Below are 17,548 nucleotides of genomic sequence, written 5' to 3'. Positions count from 1 at the left end.
GGCATGAAATCAGTGTTGTCGGCCGGCGTCGCGCTGGGCCTGATGCTGGCGGCGACGGCCGCCCGGGCGGAGATCAAGATCGGCGTGGTCGTGCCCGTCACGGGCCCGAACGCCGCCTTCGGCGCGCAGATCAAGACGGGGGCCCAGCAGGCCATCGCGGACATCAACAAAGCGGGCGGCGTCAACGGCGAGAAGCTGGTGATGACGGTGGGCGACGACGCCTCGGATCCGAAGCAGGGCGTCTCGGTGGCCAACAAGTTCGCCTCCGAGGGCGTGAAGGCCGTGGTGGGCGCCTTCAATTCCGGCGTCTCGATCCCGGTCTCGGACGTGCTCCAGGAAGCCGGCATCGTCGAGATCAGCCCCGCTTCCACGGCGATCAAGTACACCGAGCGCGGCAACTGGAACACCTTCCGCACCTGCGGCCGCGACGACCAGCAGGGCGCAGTGGCGGGCGCCTACCTCGCCGACAAGTTCAAGGGCAAGAAGATCGCCTTCGTCCATGACAAGACCCCCTACGGCAAGGGGCTGGCCGACGAGACCCTGAAGGCTCTCAAGGCCAAGGGCGGCACCAACGTGCTGTACGAGGGCATCAACCCCGGCGAGAAGGATTTCTCGGCCCTCGTCTCGAAGCTGAAGCAGGCCAATGTCGACGTGGTCTATTTCGGCGGCCTCTACACCGAGGCGGGCCTGCTGATCCGCCAGATGCGCGACCAGAGCCTGAAGGCGCCGCTGATGGGCGGCGACGGCATCGCCGACCGCGAGTTCGCGCAGGTGGCGGGCCCCGGTTCCGACGGCACGCTGATGACCTTCTCGCCGGACGCGCGCAAGAACCCGAAATCGAAGGCCACCGTCGACGCGTTCAAGGCGATGAACTTCGACCCCGAGGGCTACACGCTCTATTCCTACGCGGCGACGCAGATCCTCGCCGATGCGATGAAGGCCACGAAGTCCAGCGACGGCCAGAAGGTCGCCGCCTACCTGCGGGAGGGCAAGCCCTTCAACACCGTGATCGGCGACATCTCCTACGACAAGAAGGGCGACATCACCCGGCCGGATTACGTGATGTACATGTGGAAGAAGGGCGCCGACGGGGCCATCAACTACGCCGGCAACGAGCAGCCGTAAGGCCGCCCGCACCATCCCGCCACGCGGGCCGGGGGAGGAGGCTTCCCCGGCCCCCGTGCGTTCGCGGTGTCCACCGCCGGTCGAACGCCTTGGACCGGCGCGACCCGAGCCCATCGGCCGCCGCATACCAGATCCGACCTGAGCAGGAAGCGGACGGGTTACCGGATCGCCGGGCATCCGTTACCTCAAGCTGTGCCGTATCTGCGGCACGCTGATTGAGGAGCCTGGATGACCAAAGACGTGCAGCACGATCGCTCCGCCTCGCCGCTCGCATCTGTCTCTGACGAGATTCACCCGCCCACCCTCTCGCGAACGCCGGATACGACCGGCGACGATACCGCTTCGGCCGCGGCCGAACCCGAGGCCCCGTCCACCTTCGACATCGACAGCTTCGAGGGCTTCGGCTCCTTCGGCTGAGCCGGACGGAGCCGCCGCGCGCGCACCGGCCTGCACGGCGGCTCTTCGGGTCATCGTTCCCGGCGGCGTCCAGCCTCGCGTCGCGGACGCGACGGGAAGCCGGACGATTGCGGCAAACCCCGAACCGGCTCCGCCTCCGGCGAGCCCCGTTCCCGCCATTTTCGCACGCACATTGCGCGGAGCGTATGAAAGCGGGAATGCCGATGTCGTTTCTTTCCAACCTGCCGGTGTCCGAACTGATCGCCAGTTACGGCTACATCGCGATCTTCGTCGTGATCGCCCTCGAGAGCGCCGGCGTCCCGATGCCGGGGGAGACCATCCTGATTTCGTCGGCGGTCTATGCCGGCAGCACCGGCCACCTGAATCTCGGCCTCATCATCCTGGCCGCCGCGGCGGCCGCGATCCTCGGCGACAATCTCGGCTACTGGGTCGGCCGCCGCTGGGGCATGCCGCTCCTGCTGCGATACGGCCACCTGATCGCCCTCGACCACGGCCGGCTCAAGCTCGGCCAGTACCTGTTCCGCGAGCATGGCGGGAAGATCGTGTTCTTCGGCCGCTTCACCGCGATGCTGCGCGCCTACGCGGCGGTGCTGGCCGGCGTGAACAAGCTCGATGCCCGCCGCTTCCTGATCTTCAACGGTCTCGGCGGCATCGCCTGGGCGACGATCATGGGCGTCGGCTCCTATTATTGCGGCCGCTCGATCGAGCACATCGCCGGTCCCGTGGGCTTGGCGCTGCTCGCCGTGGTGATCTTCGGCGGCCTCGCCCTGTGGCTGTTCGTGCGCAAGCACGAGACCCGGCTCCTCGCGGAAGCCGAGACGGCGATTCCGGGTCCGCTGGCCTGAGGAAGAGCCCGGTCGACGCGAAAAGACCCCGCCGACACCGGTCGGCGGGGTCTTTTCGCGTCCGGAATATCCTGCCGCGCGACATCGCGAACGACGAGATCCGGTATCGGCAGGCGCAGCGGGCGGGTGTCAGGACAATGGGCGCGGACCGGAAAGCCGGATCTCCGCAGGGACGCATCGCCTGAGCACAAGGTCAGGCTGGAGCGTCATGGCTGCCTCATCAAGAGTACAGCACCATCTTGAAGAAGATTTGGCTCCCCGAGCAGGACTCGAACCTGCGACAAAGCGATTAACAGTCGCTTGCTCTACCAACTGAGCTATCGGGGACCACGATCGGGGGTCTACACAGCACTTCGCCGGGACGCAAGGGTGTCCGGACCGGTGATTTGACGAATCCGTCATATTTTTTGGCCCGCCCCTTCGCGGAGCGGCCCGGAATGTCGCGTCCCGCCGCTCGCGCACGAGGCATCCGCTCCGATCGCCCCCCAGGATGCGGGGCGCGCGGGGCCTTCCCGCCGATTCACCGGGCCTCGATCCCGTGCGCATCCTTTTTGCCGAGATCGTCCAAAGGCCGTTGCCCTGACGCCCGGGGCTCTGCTAGAGACCGCTCTCCCCGAGCCGGCCGCCCGGACGGGGGTCGCCTGAAGGGCCCGATTCATCGGCCCTCGCGACAGAGGCCTCGTGGCGGAGTGGTTACGCAGAGGACTGCAAATCCTTGCACCCCGGTTCGATTCCGGGCGAGGCCTCCAACATCTCTTTCGCGCATGTCGCCCGCGAGAGCGGCGACGCCGACAGGGCGCCGAACGCGACTCTCCACAATCCCGCGACCACGGTGGACGGGCCCTCGAAGGGCTCGCCGTACCCCCGCGTCGCTCGGATCGCTCGTCCCATCGCGAGACCGGAACCGCGAGCCGCGAACCTTGCGTTTTGCGAGTCGATCCACGACAACCCGCCACGACAACCCGCAAGCTTCGGCGTGGCCACCCGGTCACCCGAGGGGAGAGAGCGGCGCCATGCGCCGGCCCAGCGTCGAGGGAAGACGGCACCCATGCTCGATTACGCGCAGGCGCGACGCCTCATGGTCGATTGTCAGTTGCGGACCTTCGATGTGAACGACGTCCCGGTGCTCGATGCCTTCGAGGCGGTGGCCCGCGAGCGCTTCGTGCCGCCGGGCCGCGAGGATTTCGCCTATATCGACCAAACCCTGCGCCTCCCCCCCGAAGGCCGCGCGATGCCGGCGCCGATGCTGCTCGCGCGCATGGTCCAGGCCCTCGCGATCCAGCCTGGGGACAAGGCCCTGGATGTCGGCACGGGCTACGGCTACGGCGCGGCGATCCTGAGCCGGGTCGGTGCCGCGGTGGTGGCACTGGAATCGGTCGCCGACCTCGCCGCCGGTGCCCGCGAGCGCCTGGCGGATGCCGGCGGCATCGAGGTCGTCGAGGGGCCGCTCGAGGCCGGGGCTTCCCAGTCCGCGCCCTACGATGCCATCCTGGTGAACGGTCGCGTGGAGACCCGCCCGCTGGCGCTGCTCGAGCAGCTGAAGGATGGCGGCCGCCTGGTCTGCGTGATCGGTCAGGACCGGGCCGCCAAGGCGACCCTGTTCGTGCGGGCCGGCGACGCCTTCGGCGCCCGCCCGCTCTTCGATGCCGCCCTTCCGGCCCTGGGCGCCTTCGCGGCCGAGGCCGGATTCGCCTTCTGACGCAACGGCATCTTCGCGCCCGATCGCCGGTGCCGGATCGTCGCCGGCCCTGACGCCTCCATCGCCCGCGCCGACCTGCGGTGTCGCTTTTTTGCGGCACTCGCTCAGCATTCGCGCGCTGCGGCGGAACCGACCGGTGCCCTGGCGTGCAAGGTCGGCTAGACTTTGCACCGAGGCGGGCAACCCGGATCGCGCTCAGGCGCGATGGCCATCTCTACGGCCGGCCGGTTCATCGAGAAACCGCAAGGGCTGATGAGCGTGAAAGAATCGAGACCCGCGATGCGCCCGAGGCTTCGGCCGGCCGGCCTCGCCGTGCTGGCCTTCGCGTTGGCGAACCCCGCCGGTGCCGAGACGCTGGAGAGCGCGCTCTCGCGGGCGTATGCCGCCAATCCGGCCCTGAACGCCAACCGGGCCGCCGTCCGCTCGCTCGATGAGTACGTGGCGCAGGCCAAGGCCGGCTATCGTCCGACCGTGAGCCTCGACGCGGATATCGGCCTCGCCAGAACCAAGGGGCAGGTGCAGACCATCGGCATCAACAACGTGACCCGGCCCGGTGGCGCCGGCCTGACCGTGAACCAGACCCTGTTCAACGGCTTTCGCACCGACAACGAGACCCGGCGCCGGGAGTCCGACGTGCTGGGGGGGCGAGAATCGCTGCGAGACGCGGAGATGAACACGCTCTACCTCGCGGCGCAGTCCTACATGTCCGTCCTGAGCGACACCGCGAACCTGGAGCTGCGCCGCAACAACGTCGAGGTGCTGGAAGAGCAGCTTCGCCAGACCCGCGACCGCTTCAACGTCGGTGAGGTGACCCGCACCGACGTGGCCCAGGCGGAGGCCCGCCTCGCGGGTGCCCGCTCGGAGGTGAGCGGCGCCGAGGCGACCCTGCGGGCCAGCATCGGCAATTACCGTCGCTACATCGGCGTGGAGCCGCGCCAGCTCGCGCCCGGACGCCCGCTCGACCGATTCGTGCCGCCCAATCTCGACGCCGCGATCAATGTCGGCCTGAAGGAGCATCCGCGCATCCTGTCGGCGCTCCATGCCGTCGATACCGCGGAGGCGCTGGTCAAGCTCGCCGAGGGCGCCCTCTACCCGACGGCCGGTCTCCAGGGGTCGGTGCAGCAGCGCTACGACAACCAGTTTCCCGGTGACAACGCGGTCAGCGCCTCGATCGTCGGCCGTCTCTCGATCCCGCTCTACGAGGGCGGCCAGACCTATTCGCAGATCCGCCAGGCCAAGGAAGTCGTCGGCCAGCGCCGGATCGAGGCCGAGAGCACGCGGGACGAGATCCGCTCCACCATCGTCAACGCCTGGGGCCAGCTCGAGGCCGCCAAGGCGCAGGTCATCGCGTCCCAGGCCCAGGTGCAGGCCAACGAGGTGGCCCTGAACGGTGTGCGCGAGGAAGCCCGCGTCGGCCAGCGCACCACCCTCGACGTCCTCAACGCGCAGCAGGAATTGCTGAACGCCCGCACCAACCTGATCATCGCCCAGCGCAACCGGGTGATCTTCTCCTACCTCGTGGTCCAGTCCGTGGGCCGCCTCACCGTGCGCTACACCGCGCTGCCGGTGGCGGTCTACAGCCCGAAGGAGCACTTCGATCAGGTCAAGGACCTCTGGTACGGCGTGCGCACACCCGACGGGCGATAGGATGCCGAGCCCGGCGCGGGTTTATCCCGTGCCGTGCGACGCGCGGCGCTTGTATCGGGATGGGAGCGTGAAATACTCGCTTCCGTCATCAACCGTTTACCCCAAATCCCGAGCGTCGTCCGGATGAGTGCAGCGAGCCCCAAGGTGCCGGAAAAGGCGCAGGAACCCTCGATGGAGGAGATCCTCGCCTCGATCCGCCGCATCATCGCGGACGATCAGAACGCCAAGTCCGAGATCGCGACGTCGGTGCCCGCCGCGCCGATGCCCGAGAACGACGACGTGCTCGACCTCGCCGAGGTCGCGCGACCCGTGCGCAAGCCCGTCCCCCTCGACGAGCCCGAGATCGCCTTCCGCAAGGAGCCGATCGAGGACGGCCAGATCGACTTCGACGCGATCTCCTTCGAAGACGACGAGGAGCCCGAGCCGCCACCGCCCCCGCCTCGGGTCGCCGCGCCCGTCGAGCCGCCGCGCGCCGCGCCGCAGCCCGCGCCCCGCGCCCCGGAGCCGGAACCGACGCCCACGCAGCGCCTGACCTCGGCCGTGACCGATGCCAGCGTAGCCCAGGCCTTCGACATGCTGTCCCACACGGTGATGAGCAGCCAGGCCCGCACCGTGGAGGACCTCGTGCAGGACATGCTCCGTCCGATGCTCAAGGACTGGCTCGACGAGAACCTGCCCAGCCTCGTCGAGCGCCTCGTGCGCGCCGAGATCGAGCGCGTCGCCCGGGGCCGCTAAGGGCGGATCGCCCGGATCGCGAGTTGACGCAGGGCGCCGGACGGGTTGAAAGCGGGCCAACCCCGCTCTCCGGCAAGTGACCCGACCCCGCCCATGATGGACAAGACCTTCGACCCCGCCGCCGTCGAGGCGCGCGTCAGTGCCGCCTGGGAGACCGGCGGCGCCTTCAAGGCCGGACGGCCGGAGCGGGCGGACGCCCGGCCCTTCACGATGGTGATCCCGCCGCCGAACGTGACGGGCAGCCTCCACATGGGGCACGCCCTCAACAACACCCTGCAGGACATCCTCTGCCGCTTCGAGCGGATGCGCGGGCGCGACGTGCTCTGGCAGCCGGGCACCGATCATGCCGGCATCGCGACGCAGATGGTGGTCGAGCGCCGGCTGGCCGAAGCCGGCGAACCGGGCCGGCGAGACCTCGGCCGCGCGGCCTTCGTCGAGAAGGTCTGGGCCTGGAAGGCGGAATCGGGCGGCGCCATCGTCAACCAGCTGAAGCGCCTCGGCGCCTCCTGCGACTGGTCGCGCGAGCGCTTCACCATGGGGCTCGCGGGCGCGCCCGACGACCAGATGGTCCGCGCCGTGACGAAAACGTTCGTGGATCTCCACGCGCAGGGACTGATCTACCGCGACAAGCGCCTCGTGAACTGGGATCCGAAGTTCCAGACCGCGATCTCCGACCTCGAAGTGCTCCAGGTCGAGGTGAAGGGCCATCTCTGGCACTTCGACTACCCGGTGGTGGACGCGGCCGGGCAGGAGACCGGCGAGGTCATCACGGTCGCGACCACCCGGCCCGAGACCATGCTGGGCGACACGGCGGTGGCGGTGCATCCGGAGGACGAGCGCTACACCCACCTCGTCGGCAAGCGCGTGCGCCTGCCCCTCGTCGGACGCCTGATCCCGATCATCGCCGACACCTATTCGGACCCCGAGAAGGGCACGGGCGCGGTCAAGATCACGCCGGCGCACGACTTCAACGACTTCGAGGTGGGCAAGCGGGCCGGCTGCACGCCGATCAACATCCTGGATTCCGAGGCGCGCATCGCGATCGACGGCAACGCGGCCTTCCTGGCGGACGCGAGCCCCGAGCCCGAGGCCCTCGCCCTGCACGGGCTCGACCGGTTCGCGGCGCGCCAGCGCGTGGTCGCCCTGATGGAGGCGCGCGAGCGTCTGCGGCTCGTCGAGCCCAACACCCATGCGGTCCCGCACGGCGACCGCTCGAACGTGGTCATCGAGCCCTACCTCACCGACCAGTGGTACGTGAACGTGAAGCCGCTGGCCGAGCGCGCGCTCCAGGCGGTGCGCGATGGGCAGACCCGCTTCGTCCCCGAGACCTACGAGAAGACGTTCTTCCAGTGGCTGGAGAACATCGAACCGTGGTGCATCTCGCGCCAGCTCTGGTGGGGCCACCAGATCCCGGTCTGGTATGGACCGAAGAAAAATCCAGCAGGCGGAACACATCTAGAAATCACATCTCCTTCCAATATTCATGGATCCGAACATTTCGAGATAATTGTTGCTGCTTCAGAAGCTGAGGCAATCGCAAAAGCAGAGGGGTTTTATGGCTGTCCTATTGACGTGGTAGGGGATCGCCTTGAAGCTTTCGCGCATCTGCCAAACCTAGGAGCCATCCAGCGGCAGGCCATTTGGCGCGACCCCGACGTCCTCGACACCTGGTTCTCCTCCGCCCTGTGGCCGTTCTCGACATTGGGCTGGCCGGACGAGACGCCCGAACTCGCGCGCCACTACCCGACCGACACGCTGGTGACCGGCAAGGACATCATCTTCTTCTGGGTCGCCCGCATGATGATGCTCGGGCTCCACGTCACCGACCAAGTGCCGTTCGAGACCGTCTACCTGCACACGCTGGTGCGCGACGCGTCCGGCGCCAAGATGTCGAAGTCGAAGGGCAACGTCGTCGACCCCCTCGGGCTGATCGACCAGTACGGCGCCGACGCCCTGCGCTTCACGCTGGCCGCGATGGCCGCGCAGGGGCGCGACATCAAGCTCGCGGTCAACCGTGTCGAGGGCTACCGCAACTTCGCGACGAAGCTCTGGAACGCCTCGCGCTTCGCCGAGATGAACGGCTGCGGCCTCCGCGCCGATTACCGTCCCGAGGCCGCCGCCGAGCCCCTGAACCGCTGGGCGCTCGGCGAGGCCGCCCGCGCGGTGGCCGAGGTCACGGCGGCGCTGGAGGCCTACCGCTTCAACGACGCGGCGGCGAGCGCCTACCGCTTCGTCTGGAACATCTTCTGCGACTGGTACCTGGAACTGGCCAAGCCCGTGCTCCAGGGCGAGGGCGTCGATGCGGGGTTGAAGGCCGAGACGCAGGCCACCGTCGCGTTCCTGATCGACCAGATCGCCAAGCTGCTGCACCCGTTCATGCCGTTCCTCACGGAGGAACTCTGGGCGATCAAGGGCGCGGACCTGCCGGCGTCGCGCGGCCTCCTCGCCCTGGAATCCTGGCCCGATCTGGCCGCTCTGACCGATTCCGAATCGGAGGCCGAGGTGGGCTGGCTGGTCGATCTCGTCTCGGAGATCCGCTCGGCGCGCTCGGAGACCAACGTGCCGGCCGCCGCCCAGATTCCCCTCGTGGTGGTCGGGGCCGACGATGCCGCGCGCGCCCGCGCCACCCGCTGGAGCGACACCCTGATCCGGCTGGCCCGGCTCTCCGAGATCCGCTTCGCGGCGAGCGCACCGAAGAACTCGGTGCAGTTGCTGGTGCGCGGCTCGGTGGCGGCCCTGCCGCTGGAGGGCATCGTCGACCTCGGCGCCGAGGTCGCGCGCCTGAAGAAGGAGGCGGCCAAGGCCACGTCCGAGATCGCCAAGATCGAGGGCAAGCTCGGCAATGCCGACTTCCTCGCCCGCGCGCCCGACGAGGTGGTGGACGAACAGCGCGAGCGCCGCGACGCCGAGGCCGCCCGGTTGGAGAAGATCACCGAGGCGCTGACGCGGCTCGCCGGTTGAGCGCCCGGCGGCGCGACGGGCGGGCCGGCCCCCACGGAAGCCTCGTGCCGCGAGGGCGCGCGGCGTGAGCGGCCCCCACACGCTCGCCGGCCTCGGCTGGTCCGCCTTCTTCGCGGACCAGTGCCGGCCCGACGAGGCCGAACTCGCACCCCGGCGCGTCGCGACCGTGCACCGGTCGCGCATGGGCGCCCTCTCGGAAGCGGGGCCGGTCAAGCTCGTGCTCCCGGTCCACACCAACACCGGCGACTACGCGGTGGGCGACTGGGTCCTGGTCGATCCGGCGACGCAGTCCCTGCACCGGCGCCTCGACCGGCGCACCGTTCTGGAGCGCCGCCGCGAGGGCAGCCCGACGCCGCAGCTCGCGGCGGCGAACGTCGACGCTTTGTTCATCGTCACCTCGTGCAACGCCGATTTCAACGCGCCCCGCCTCGAGCGTTACCTGGCGCTCGCCAACCAGGGCGGCGCGGAACCCGTGATCGTGCTGACCAAGGCGGATGTGGCGGAGGATGCGGAGCGCTATCGCGGGCAAGCGCTGTCGCTCCAGCGCGGATTGCGCGTCGTGATCGTGAACCCGCGCGAGCCCGAGGCGGCGGCGCACCTCGCCGCGTGGTGCGGCCCGGGCCGGACGGTGGCGGTGGTCGGCTCCTCGGGCGTCGGCAAGTCGACGCTGGTCAACACTCTCGCGGGACCGGACCACGACGCGCCGCAGGCGACCGGCGGCATCCGGGAGCACGATGCCAAGGGCCGGCACACCACCACGGCGCGCTCGCTTCACGCGATCGCGGGGGGCGGCTGGGTGATCGACACGCCGGGCATCCGTTCGCTCCAGCTCGGCGACGCGGCCGAGGGGCTCGACACGCTGTTCGCCGAGATCACCGAACTGGCGCCGGCGTGCCGGTTCCGTGACTGCACCCACGCCCATGAACCCGGCTGCGCCGTGCGGGCCGCCGTGGCGGAGGGTCGGCTCGATCCGGAGCGGGTCTCGCGCTGGCGCACGCTGCGGGCGGAGAACCGGGGCAACACGGTCGTCGCCACCGGCCCGCGCGGCAACAAGCGGCGCTGAGGCGACCGGTCATCCCGAATCCGGCCGATCCTTTCGGGATGGCGGATCTGGGCTCAGATGCCGCCGCCCGCGACCTCGCGGGCGACCGCGCGGCGTCCGATGTCCCGGCGGCAGAAGCCTTCCGGCCAGTCGATCCGTGCGATGGCGGCATAGGCCCGGGCCTGCGCCTCCATCATGCTTTCGCCGAGCGCCGTGACGGCGAGCACGCGCCCGCCATCGGCGAGCAGGCGTCCGCCCTCGGCGCGGGTGCCTGCCTGGAACACGACGACCTCGTCACTGGCGCCCGCCGCCTCGACGCCCCGGATTTCGGATCCGCGCATCACCGTGCCGGGATAGCCGGCCGCCGCCATGACGACGGTGAGGGCCGCGCGGCGCTCGTCGAATTCGAGGCCGATCCCGGAGACGTCGCCCTCGCAGGCGGCGAGCAGGGCGGGCACGAGGTCGGAGGCGAGGCGGGGCATCAGCACCTGCGCCTCGGGGTCGCCGAAGCGGGTGTTGTACTCGATCAGCTTCGGCCCGTCGGCGGTCAGCATCAGCCCGGCATACAGGATGCCGGTGAAGGGCATGCCGCGCGCGCGCATGCCGTCGAGGGTCGGGGCGATGATGGTCTCCATCACCTCCCGCTCCAGGGCCGGGGTCAGGATGGTGGCGGGCGAGTAGGCGCCCATGCCGCCGGTGTTGGGTCCGCGATCCCCGTCGAAGACCCGCTTGTGGTCTTGGGCCGTGCCGACCGGGACCGCGCGGGTGCCGTCGCAGAGGGCGAAGAAGCTCGCCTCCTCGCCGAACAGGCATTCCTCGATGACGATCTCGGCGCCCGGCTCCTCGAACAGGGCGCGCACCGCCGATTCCGCCTGATCCCGCGTCTCGGCCACCACCACGCCCTTGCCGGCCGCCAGCCCGTCGGCCTTCACCACGATGGGCGCGCCGTGCTCGGCGAGGTAGGCCAACGCCGGTTCGAGGGCCCGGAAGCGCGCGAACGCGGCGGTCGGGATGCCGTACGCGGCGCAGAGATCCTTGGTGAAGCCCTTCGAGCCCTCGAGCTGGGCCGCGGCCTTCGTCGGCCCGAAGGCGCGGATGCCCGCCGCCTGGAGGTCATCGACGAGGCCGGCCACGAGCGGGGCTTCGGGACCGACCACCACGAGGCCGATCCGCTCGCCGGAGCAGAAGGCGCGCACCGCGGCATGGTCCGCCACGTCGAGGTCCGGCCGGTTCTCGCCGAAGGCGGCGGTCCCCGGATTGCCCGGCGCGGTGAACAAGCGGTTGCAGAGCGGGCTCTTGGCGATGGCGTAGGCCAGGGCGTGCTCACGCCCGCCCGAACCGATGAGGAGGATGTTCATGGGGGTGATGTTCCCCAAAAGTCGCGCCTTGGAAAGGCCGATTCGCGGACGGTCCTCCGCCTGTGCACGGGAAGTGATGTGCCGATCCACGCTTGCGGGCACGGATCGACCGCGCGACGAAGGACGCGGTCGCGCAGTTTATCGCTGGAACGAACAGGGACGAACGACGTTAATGGGGATCATGCCAGGCTGTCGCAAATCCATTCCGTTTTCGATGGCTCCGCTCCCGGCGCGGCGCGTGCTCCTGTCGCATTACGTGACCCGGGGCCGCCTCCCGGCCAGGGCGGCGAACGACAACCGCCGCCCCGATAGCCTGCCGATCTGGCGAATGGTCCTGGCCGTCAGCGCCGTCCCGGTCGTGTCCGCCCTGGTGATCCTGTCGATCCTGATGTGAGGCGGCGACGGGCAGCCCGTCCACTTTACCTGCGCGATCCCCGGCCCTAGCGTCCGCCGCCATGGCCGTTCCTCCTCCGCCCGCCAAAGCCTCGGCTTCCCCGGACCCCGTTTCCAACGTACCGGAATGGTCCGTCGGCGACCTCGCATCCGCCCTGAAGCGGACGCTGGAGGACGCGTTCGGCCATGTCCGCCTGCGCGGCGAGATTTCCGGATTTCGCGGGCAGCACGGTTCCGGACATGCCTACTTCTCGCTGAAGGACGGCAATGCCCGGATCGACGCGGTGGTCTGGAAGGGCACCTTCAACCGCTTGCGCCAGAGGCCGCAGGAGGGGCTCGAGGTCGTGGCCACGGGGCGCATCACGACGTTCCCCGGCAAGTCCTCGTATCAGATCGTCATCGAGACCCTGGAGCCCGCCGGCATCGGCGCCTGGATGGCGCTCCTGGAGGAGCGTAAGCGCGTACTCGCCGCCGAGGGCCTGTTCGCGGCCGAGCGCAAGCGGCCGATCCCCTACCTGCCAGGCGTGGTCGGCGTCGTGACCTCACCCACGGGCGCCGTCATCCGCGACATCCTGCACCGCCTGGAGGATCGCTTCGCCCGGCCCGTCCTGGTCTGGCCCGTCCGGGTGCAGGGGGAGGGGGCGGCCGAGGAGATCGCCGCCGCGATCCGGGGCTTCAACGCGATGACGCCCGGGGGATCGATCCCGCGCCCCGACGTGCTCATCGTGGCGCGCGGCGGTGGATCGATCGAGGACCTCTGGGCCTTCAACGAGGAATGCGTCGTCCGCGCGGCCTCGGATTCGGCGATCCCGCTGATCTCGGCGGTGGGGCACGAGACCGACACGACGCTGATCGACTTCGTCTCGGATCGCCGGGCCCCCACACCGACGGGGGCGGCCGAGATGGCGGTGCCGGTGCGCGCCGATCTCGTGGCCGAGGTGATCGACCTCGGGCGGCGGCAGCGCGAGGCGGTGCTCCGGCGCCTGGACCGGGAGCGGGGCGACCTGCGCGCGCTCGTGCGGGCGATGCCGGACGCCGACGCCTTCCTGGCGGGCAAGCGCCAACGCCTCGATCTCGCGGAAGCGCGCCTCGGCCCGGCGCTGGCCGGCAATGCCCGTGTCCACCGCCTCCGGGTCTCACGCCTCGTCGAGCGCTTCGCCCGGCATCCCCCGACTCTCGCTCTCGCCCGGGCGCGCGGACGCCTCGCGCGGATCGGCGAGCGCCCGGAAGCCGCCCTGCGCCACGACACTGCGCGGAAGACGGAGGCCCTGACCTATCTCGGGCGCCGCCTCGTCATCGCCCGCGACGGAACCCTGGGGCGGGTTCGCGCCGAGCAGGTGCGCCATCGCGATCGCCTCGGTGCGCTCCAGGCGCGCCTGGTGCAGGCCGGAGCCCGCCTCACCGAGCGCCGCGCCGACCGCCTCGCCGGGCTGGCGGGCCTCCTGGGCTCCCTCGGGTACCGCGCCGTGCTGCGGCGCGGCTATGCCCTGGTCCGCGACGTCGACGGGACTCCGATCCGGGGCGCCGCGCGAGCCACACGGCACATGAACCTCGAATTCGCCGACGGGCACGTCGCGGTGCGCCTGTCGGAGGCCTCGCCCGAGGCGTCACCCGAGCCCACCTCGCCGCAAGCACCCGAACGGCCGCGGGCGGATTCCGCGAAGGCCGCGCCCAAGAAGACAAGCGCGAAGCGGGTCGCGCCCGCGAAGCGCGCCCAGCCGGAAGACGCCGCTCCGGTGCTTCCGGCCAAGCAGGGAACCCTGTTCGACCTCTGAGCGGCGACGCATCGTCGAGGCTGGCCCGACCGTCGCGCGCTCACGCCGGGCGCCCCCAGCGCGACGTGCGTGTTCCTCAGCACGCCGGTCGGGTTGACGAATCCGGCCGCGTTTGCGACCGCACCGGCGGCACGGCTCATGCCTGCCCGGGCCCATGCCTTCCGAGAATGGGCCGCGACGCCGCGAAGGAGATGCGGGATGACCACGACGATCGACAGCGCGCAGAAGCTCCACCTCGTCTTCGGCGGGGAGTTGGAGAGCCTGGACGGCGTGCACTTCCGTGACGTGAAGGGTCTCGACATCGTTGGAATTTTTCCAGATTACGCCTCGGCGCAGACGGCCTGGAAGGCCAAGGCACAGTCCACGGTTGATAGCGCGCAGACGCGCTACTTCATCGTGCATCTGCACCGTCTGCTCGAGCCCTGATCCGGGATCCTCGGATCCGTAACCGACCTGAAACCATTGTGACGCCCCTGTTGCGGCTGTTATGGAGCGCCGCAATGACAGCCCGCCCATCGATGATGCGGCGGGCTTCAAGGACCGCGAGATGAAGACCCCGGCATGAAGTCCTCGATCAAGATCATCGCCGGCAACGCGAGCCGGCCTCTGGCCGAGGCCATCGCGGCCTATCTCGAACTGCCGCTGGCCAAGTGCATGGTCCGGCGGTTCGCCGACATGGAGATCTTCGTCGAGTTGCAGGAGAACGTGCGCGGCGAGGACGTGTTCATCGTCCAGTCGACCTCGTTTCCCGCCAACGACCACCTGATGGAACTGCTCATCATGATCGACGCGGCGCGGCGCTCCTCGGCGCGGCGCATCACGGCGGTGATCCCGTATTTCGGCTACGCGCGGCAGGACCGGCGGACCTCCGGCCGCACCCCGATCTCGGCCAAGCTGGTGGCCAACCTCATCACCGAGGCCGGCGCCGACCGGGTGATGACGCTGGATCTCCATGCGGGCCAGATCCAGGGCTTCTTCGACATCCCGACCGACAACCTGTTCGCCGCCCCCGTGAAGGTGCGCGACATCAAGGAGCGGCTCGACCCCAAGGACTGGATGGTGGTCTCCCCCGACGTCGGCGGCGTGGTGCGTGCCCGCGCCATCGCCAAGCGCATCGACGCGACGCTCGCCATCGTCGACAAGCGCCGCGAGCGCCCCGGCGAATCGGAAGTGATGAACATCATCGGCGAGGTCGAGGGCCGCTCCTGCATCCTCGTCGACGACATCGTGGATTCCGGCGGCACCCTGGTGAACGCGGCCGAGGCCCTGCTCAACGCCGGGGCCAAGGACGTGTCGGCCTACATCACGCACGGGGTGCTCTCGGGCGGCGCCGTCTCGCGCATCGCCGCCTCGCGGATGAAGGAACTGGTGATCACCGACTCGATCCAGCCGACGCAGGCGGTCAAGCTCGCCCGCAACATCCGGGTCGCCACCATCGCGCCGCTGCTCGGCGAGGCCATCGGCCGGACCGCGACGGAGTCGAGCGTGTCGAGCCTCTTCACCTGAGGCGACACCCCGCTCGAAGAGACCGCGGCGATCGTCCGGCCGCGTTCGCGCGCGGGCCGGCGGATCGCAATTGCGCAGACCCCACCGAAACCTGTATAGACGGCGCTTCCCTATTGCAGCGTTGAGACGGGATGCTGCCGGCCAGTCCGAGGCCGGAGCGAGCGACGCCCTGTCGGCGGCGCCCTGAAGACCCGTCCCGCACGAACCTGTTGGAGTAGCCCCGATGTCGCAAGGCCCGCTGATGCCGAAGGCCACCGCCGTGTGGCTGGTGGAGAACACCTCGCTGGCCTTCGAGCAGATCGCCGATTTCTGCAAGCTGCATCCGCTCGAAGTGAAGGGCATCGCCGATGGCGAGGTCGCCGCCGGCATCAAGGGCCTCGACCCGATCACCACGGGCCAGCTCACCCGCGACGAGATCGAGAAGGCCCAGAAGAGCCCGAACTACAAGCTCAAGGTCGCGGTCTCGAAGGTGAAGCTGCCCGAGGTCAAGCGCACGACCAAGGGTCCGCGCTACACGCCCCTGTCGCGCCGGCAGGACCGCCCGAACGCCATCCTCTGGCTGCTGCGCAACCACCCCGAGCTCAAGGACGCCCAGGTCATCCGCCTGGTGGGCACCACCAAGTCGACGATCCAGCAGATCCGTGAGCGCACCCACTGGAATTCGGGCTCGCTGCAGCCGATGGATCCGGTGACCCTGGGCCTCTGCACGCAGATCGACCTCGACTTCGAGGTCCAGCGCTCCGCCAAGGACCGCCCGGCCAACATGCCGGTGGATGGCGGCGCGACGCTCCTGCCGACCGAGGTCTCGACGGCCACCGACTACACCGAGGCCGACGAGCACCACCGCAACGCCCGCGACGAGAAGCTCAACGCCGATTCCGTGTTCGCCAAGCTCAAGGGCATGCGCAGCACCGAGGACGACGACGAGGATTGATCGCCACGTCGCCCGGGCCGGAGCGGCCGGGCCACGGGTGATCGCCAGGGGGAGGGGGCCCATGCTGACGGATACGATGCCGAAGGGCGTTTCGGCCTTCCCGATCACCCCGTGCAGCGCCGGGGGCGAGGTCGACGGCGAGGCCCTGTCCCGCCTGCTCACCCGCCTGCTGACGCCGGCCGTGCGTTCGATCGGCCTCCTCGGCAGCACGGGCAGCTATCCCTACCTGACCCGCGCGGCGCGCCGGCGGGCGCTGGAAGTCGCGGTGGAGACGGTGGCGGGCCGTGCCCCGATCCTCGTCGGCGTCGGAGCCCTGCGCACGGACGAGGCCGTCGGGCTCGCCCGGGACGCCAGGGCCATCGGGGCGGCGGCGGGGCTGCTCGCGCCGGTCTCCTACACGCCGCTCACCGACGACGAGATCGTCGAGCACTTCACGGTGGTGGCGCGGGAGAGCGGCCTGCCGCTCTGCATCTACGACAATCCCACCACCACGCACGTCACGATCCGCCCGGACCTCGCGGCGCGGCTCGCCCGCATTCCGGGCATCGTCGCGATCAAGAGCCCGGCTCCCCCCGCCGCGAACGTCCCCGGGCATCTCGCGGCCCTGCGCGACGCGGTGCCGGACGGTTTCTCGGTGGGCTTCAGCGGCGACTGGCACGCCACCGAGGCGCTCCTGGCCGGCGGCACCGTCTGGTACAGCGTCGCCGCCGGCCTGTTCCCGGAGCCGTGCGGTGCGATCATGCGCGCCGTCGAGGCCGGTGACGCCGCCGAGGCTCGGCGTCTCGACGCGGCCCTGGACCCGCTCTGGGCGCTCTTCAGGACCTATTCCAGCCTGCGGGTGATCTACGCCGCCGCGACGATCCTGGATCTGTGCCGGCCGGAACTGCCGCGCCCCCTGCTGCCGTTGCCGGACGGCGCGCGGCGCGAGGTGGCGGAGGTCTTGGCGCGGCTCGACCTGATCTGACGCCGTCCGGGGCAGCCCGCGAGCGGGATGCGGACCGGCAAGCGGCACAATAGAACGCAGCCCTGCGAACATTTTTCGCAAAGTCTGGCCTTCGAGGTCGGAAAATGCGTACTATCTTGCCCTCTATGCGCATGAGAATGCCTTCGG

The 17,548-nt window shown here is 69.9% G+C and carries 15 protein-coding genes and 2 tRNA genes; 15 read left to right on the top strand and 2 right to left on the bottom strand.

The annotated features are described in order from the left end of the window. The first annotated feature begins 3 nt into the window (after positions 1-3). The 3 genes from MKK54_RS17675 (at position 4) to MKK54_RS17665 (ending at position 2,387) form a co-directional block, all read left to right on the top strand. Positions 4-1,125 (top strand): branched-chain amino acid ABC transporter substrate-binding protein, encoded by a 1,122-nt coding sequence (locus MKK54_RS17675; protein WP_244012561.1) that lies wholly within the window; start codon positions 4-6, stop codon positions 1,123-1,125. Positions 1,126-1,353: 228 nt separating this feature from the next. After that, positions 1,354-1,542, top strand: coding sequence for a hypothetical protein (locus MKK54_RS17670; RefSeq protein ID WP_244012559.1), 189 nt, complete (start codon positions 1,354-1,356; stop codon positions 1,540-1,542). A gap of 203 nt (positions 1,543-1,745) precedes the next feature. Beyond that, positions 1,746-2,387: a DedA family protein gene (locus tag MKK54_RS17665; RefSeq protein ID WP_244012557.1), complete on the top strand. Its 642-nt coding sequence runs from the start codon at positions 1,746-1,748 to the stop codon at positions 2,385-2,387. Between the two features lie 251 nt (positions 2,388-2,638). On the opposite strand, the gene MKK54_RS17660 is transcribed toward MKK54_RS17665, so the two are convergent. Next, positions 2,639-2,714, bottom strand: a tRNA-Asn gene (locus MKK54_RS17660). A 348-nt stretch (positions 2,715-3,062) separates the two neighbouring features. On the opposite strand from MKK54_RS17660, the gene MKK54_RS17655 reads away from it, so the two are divergent. The 6 genes from MKK54_RS17655 (at position 3,063) to rsgA (ending at position 10,492) form a co-directional block, all read left to right on the top strand. Further along, positions 3,063-3,136, top strand: a tRNA-Cys gene (locus tag MKK54_RS17655). Between the two features lie 299 nt (positions 3,137-3,435). After that, positions 3,436-4,086: a protein-L-isoaspartate O-methyltransferase family protein gene (locus MKK54_RS17650; protein ID WP_244012555.1), complete on the top strand. Its 651-nt coding sequence runs from the start codon at positions 3,436-3,438 to the stop codon at positions 4,084-4,086. 396 nt (positions 4,087-4,482) lie between these two features. Then, the gene (locus MKK54_RS17645; protein ID WP_409564204.1) at positions 4,483-5,733 is read left to right on the top strand and encodes a TolC family outer membrane protein; all 1,251 of its coding nucleotides are present in this window, start codon (positions 4,483-4,485) and stop codon (positions 5,731-5,733) included. A 123-nt stretch (positions 5,734-5,856) separates the two neighbouring features. Further along, positions 5,857-6,468 (top strand): PopZ family protein, encoded by a 612-nt coding sequence (locus MKK54_RS17640; RefSeq protein ID WP_244012551.1) that lies wholly within the window; start codon positions 5,857-5,859, stop codon positions 6,466-6,468. Between the two features lie 93 nt (positions 6,469-6,561). Then, positions 6,562-9,429, top strand: coding sequence for a valine--tRNA ligase (locus MKK54_RS17635; protein WP_244012549.1), 2,868 nt, complete (start codon positions 6,562-6,564; stop codon positions 9,427-9,429). Between the two features lie 64 nt (positions 9,430-9,493). Further along, entirely contained in the window at positions 9,494-10,492 is a 999-nt protein-coding gene (gene rsgA / locus MKK54_RS17630; protein WP_244012547.1) for a ribosome small subunit-dependent GTPase A, read from the top strand. 53 nt (positions 10,493-10,545) lie between these two features. Here the strand turns inward: rsgA and purD are convergent, their stop codons facing one another. Continuing rightward, entirely contained in the window at positions 10,546-11,829 is a 1,284-nt protein-coding gene (gene purD / locus MKK54_RS17625; RefSeq protein WP_244012545.1) for a phosphoribosylamine--glycine ligase, read from the bottom strand. Between the two features lie 214 nt (positions 11,830-12,043). On the opposite strand from purD, the gene MKK54_RS17620 reads away from it, so the two are divergent. The 6 genes from MKK54_RS17620 to MKK54_RS17595 all read left to right on the top strand — a co-directional run bounded on the left by MKK54_RS17620 (position 12,044) and on the right by MKK54_RS17595 (position 17,401). Continuing rightward, positions 12,044-12,223, top strand: a complete 180-nt coding sequence (locus tag MKK54_RS17620) for a hypothetical protein (RefSeq protein ID WP_244012542.1) — start codon at positions 12,044-12,046, stop codon at positions 12,221-12,223. Between the two features lie 61 nt (positions 12,224-12,284). Continuing rightward, positions 12,285-13,997: an exodeoxyribonuclease VII large subunit gene (xseA, locus tag MKK54_RS17615; RefSeq protein ID WP_244012540.1), complete on the top strand. Its 1,713-nt coding sequence runs from the start codon at positions 12,285-12,287 to the stop codon at positions 13,995-13,997. A gap of 198 nt (positions 13,998-14,195) precedes the next feature. Continuing rightward, entirely contained in the window at positions 14,196-14,423 is a 228-nt protein-coding gene (locus tag MKK54_RS17610; protein WP_244012538.1) for a DUF4170 domain-containing protein, read from the top strand. A gap of 135 nt (positions 14,424-14,558) precedes the next feature. Continuing rightward, positions 14,559-15,503 (top strand): ribose-phosphate pyrophosphokinase, encoded by a 945-nt coding sequence (locus tag MKK54_RS17605; RefSeq protein WP_056097113.1) that lies wholly within the window; start codon positions 14,559-14,561, stop codon positions 15,501-15,503. A 223-nt stretch (positions 15,504-15,726) separates the two neighbouring features. Next, the gene (locus MKK54_RS17600) at positions 15,727-16,437 is read left to right on the top strand and encodes a DUF1013 domain-containing protein (protein WP_244012536.1); all 711 of its coding nucleotides are present in this window, start codon (positions 15,727-15,729) and stop codon (positions 16,435-16,437) included. A 61-nt stretch (positions 16,438-16,498) separates the two neighbouring features. Beyond that, a complete protein-coding gene (locus MKK54_RS17595; protein ID WP_244012534.1) occupies positions 16,499-17,401 on the top strand; it encodes a dihydrodipicolinate synthase family protein in 903 nt (300 codons plus the stop codon). Positions 17,402-17,548: the final 147 nt, after the last annotated feature.

It is taken from the genome of Methylobacterium sp. J-068 (assembly GCF_022829445.1).
Classification (GTDB): Bacteria; Pseudomonadota; Alphaproteobacteria; order Rhizobiales; family Beijerinckiaceae; genus Methylobacterium.
Note: the sequence above shows the minus strand (reverse complement) of the source record. Positions and strands in the feature narration are given on the sequence as shown.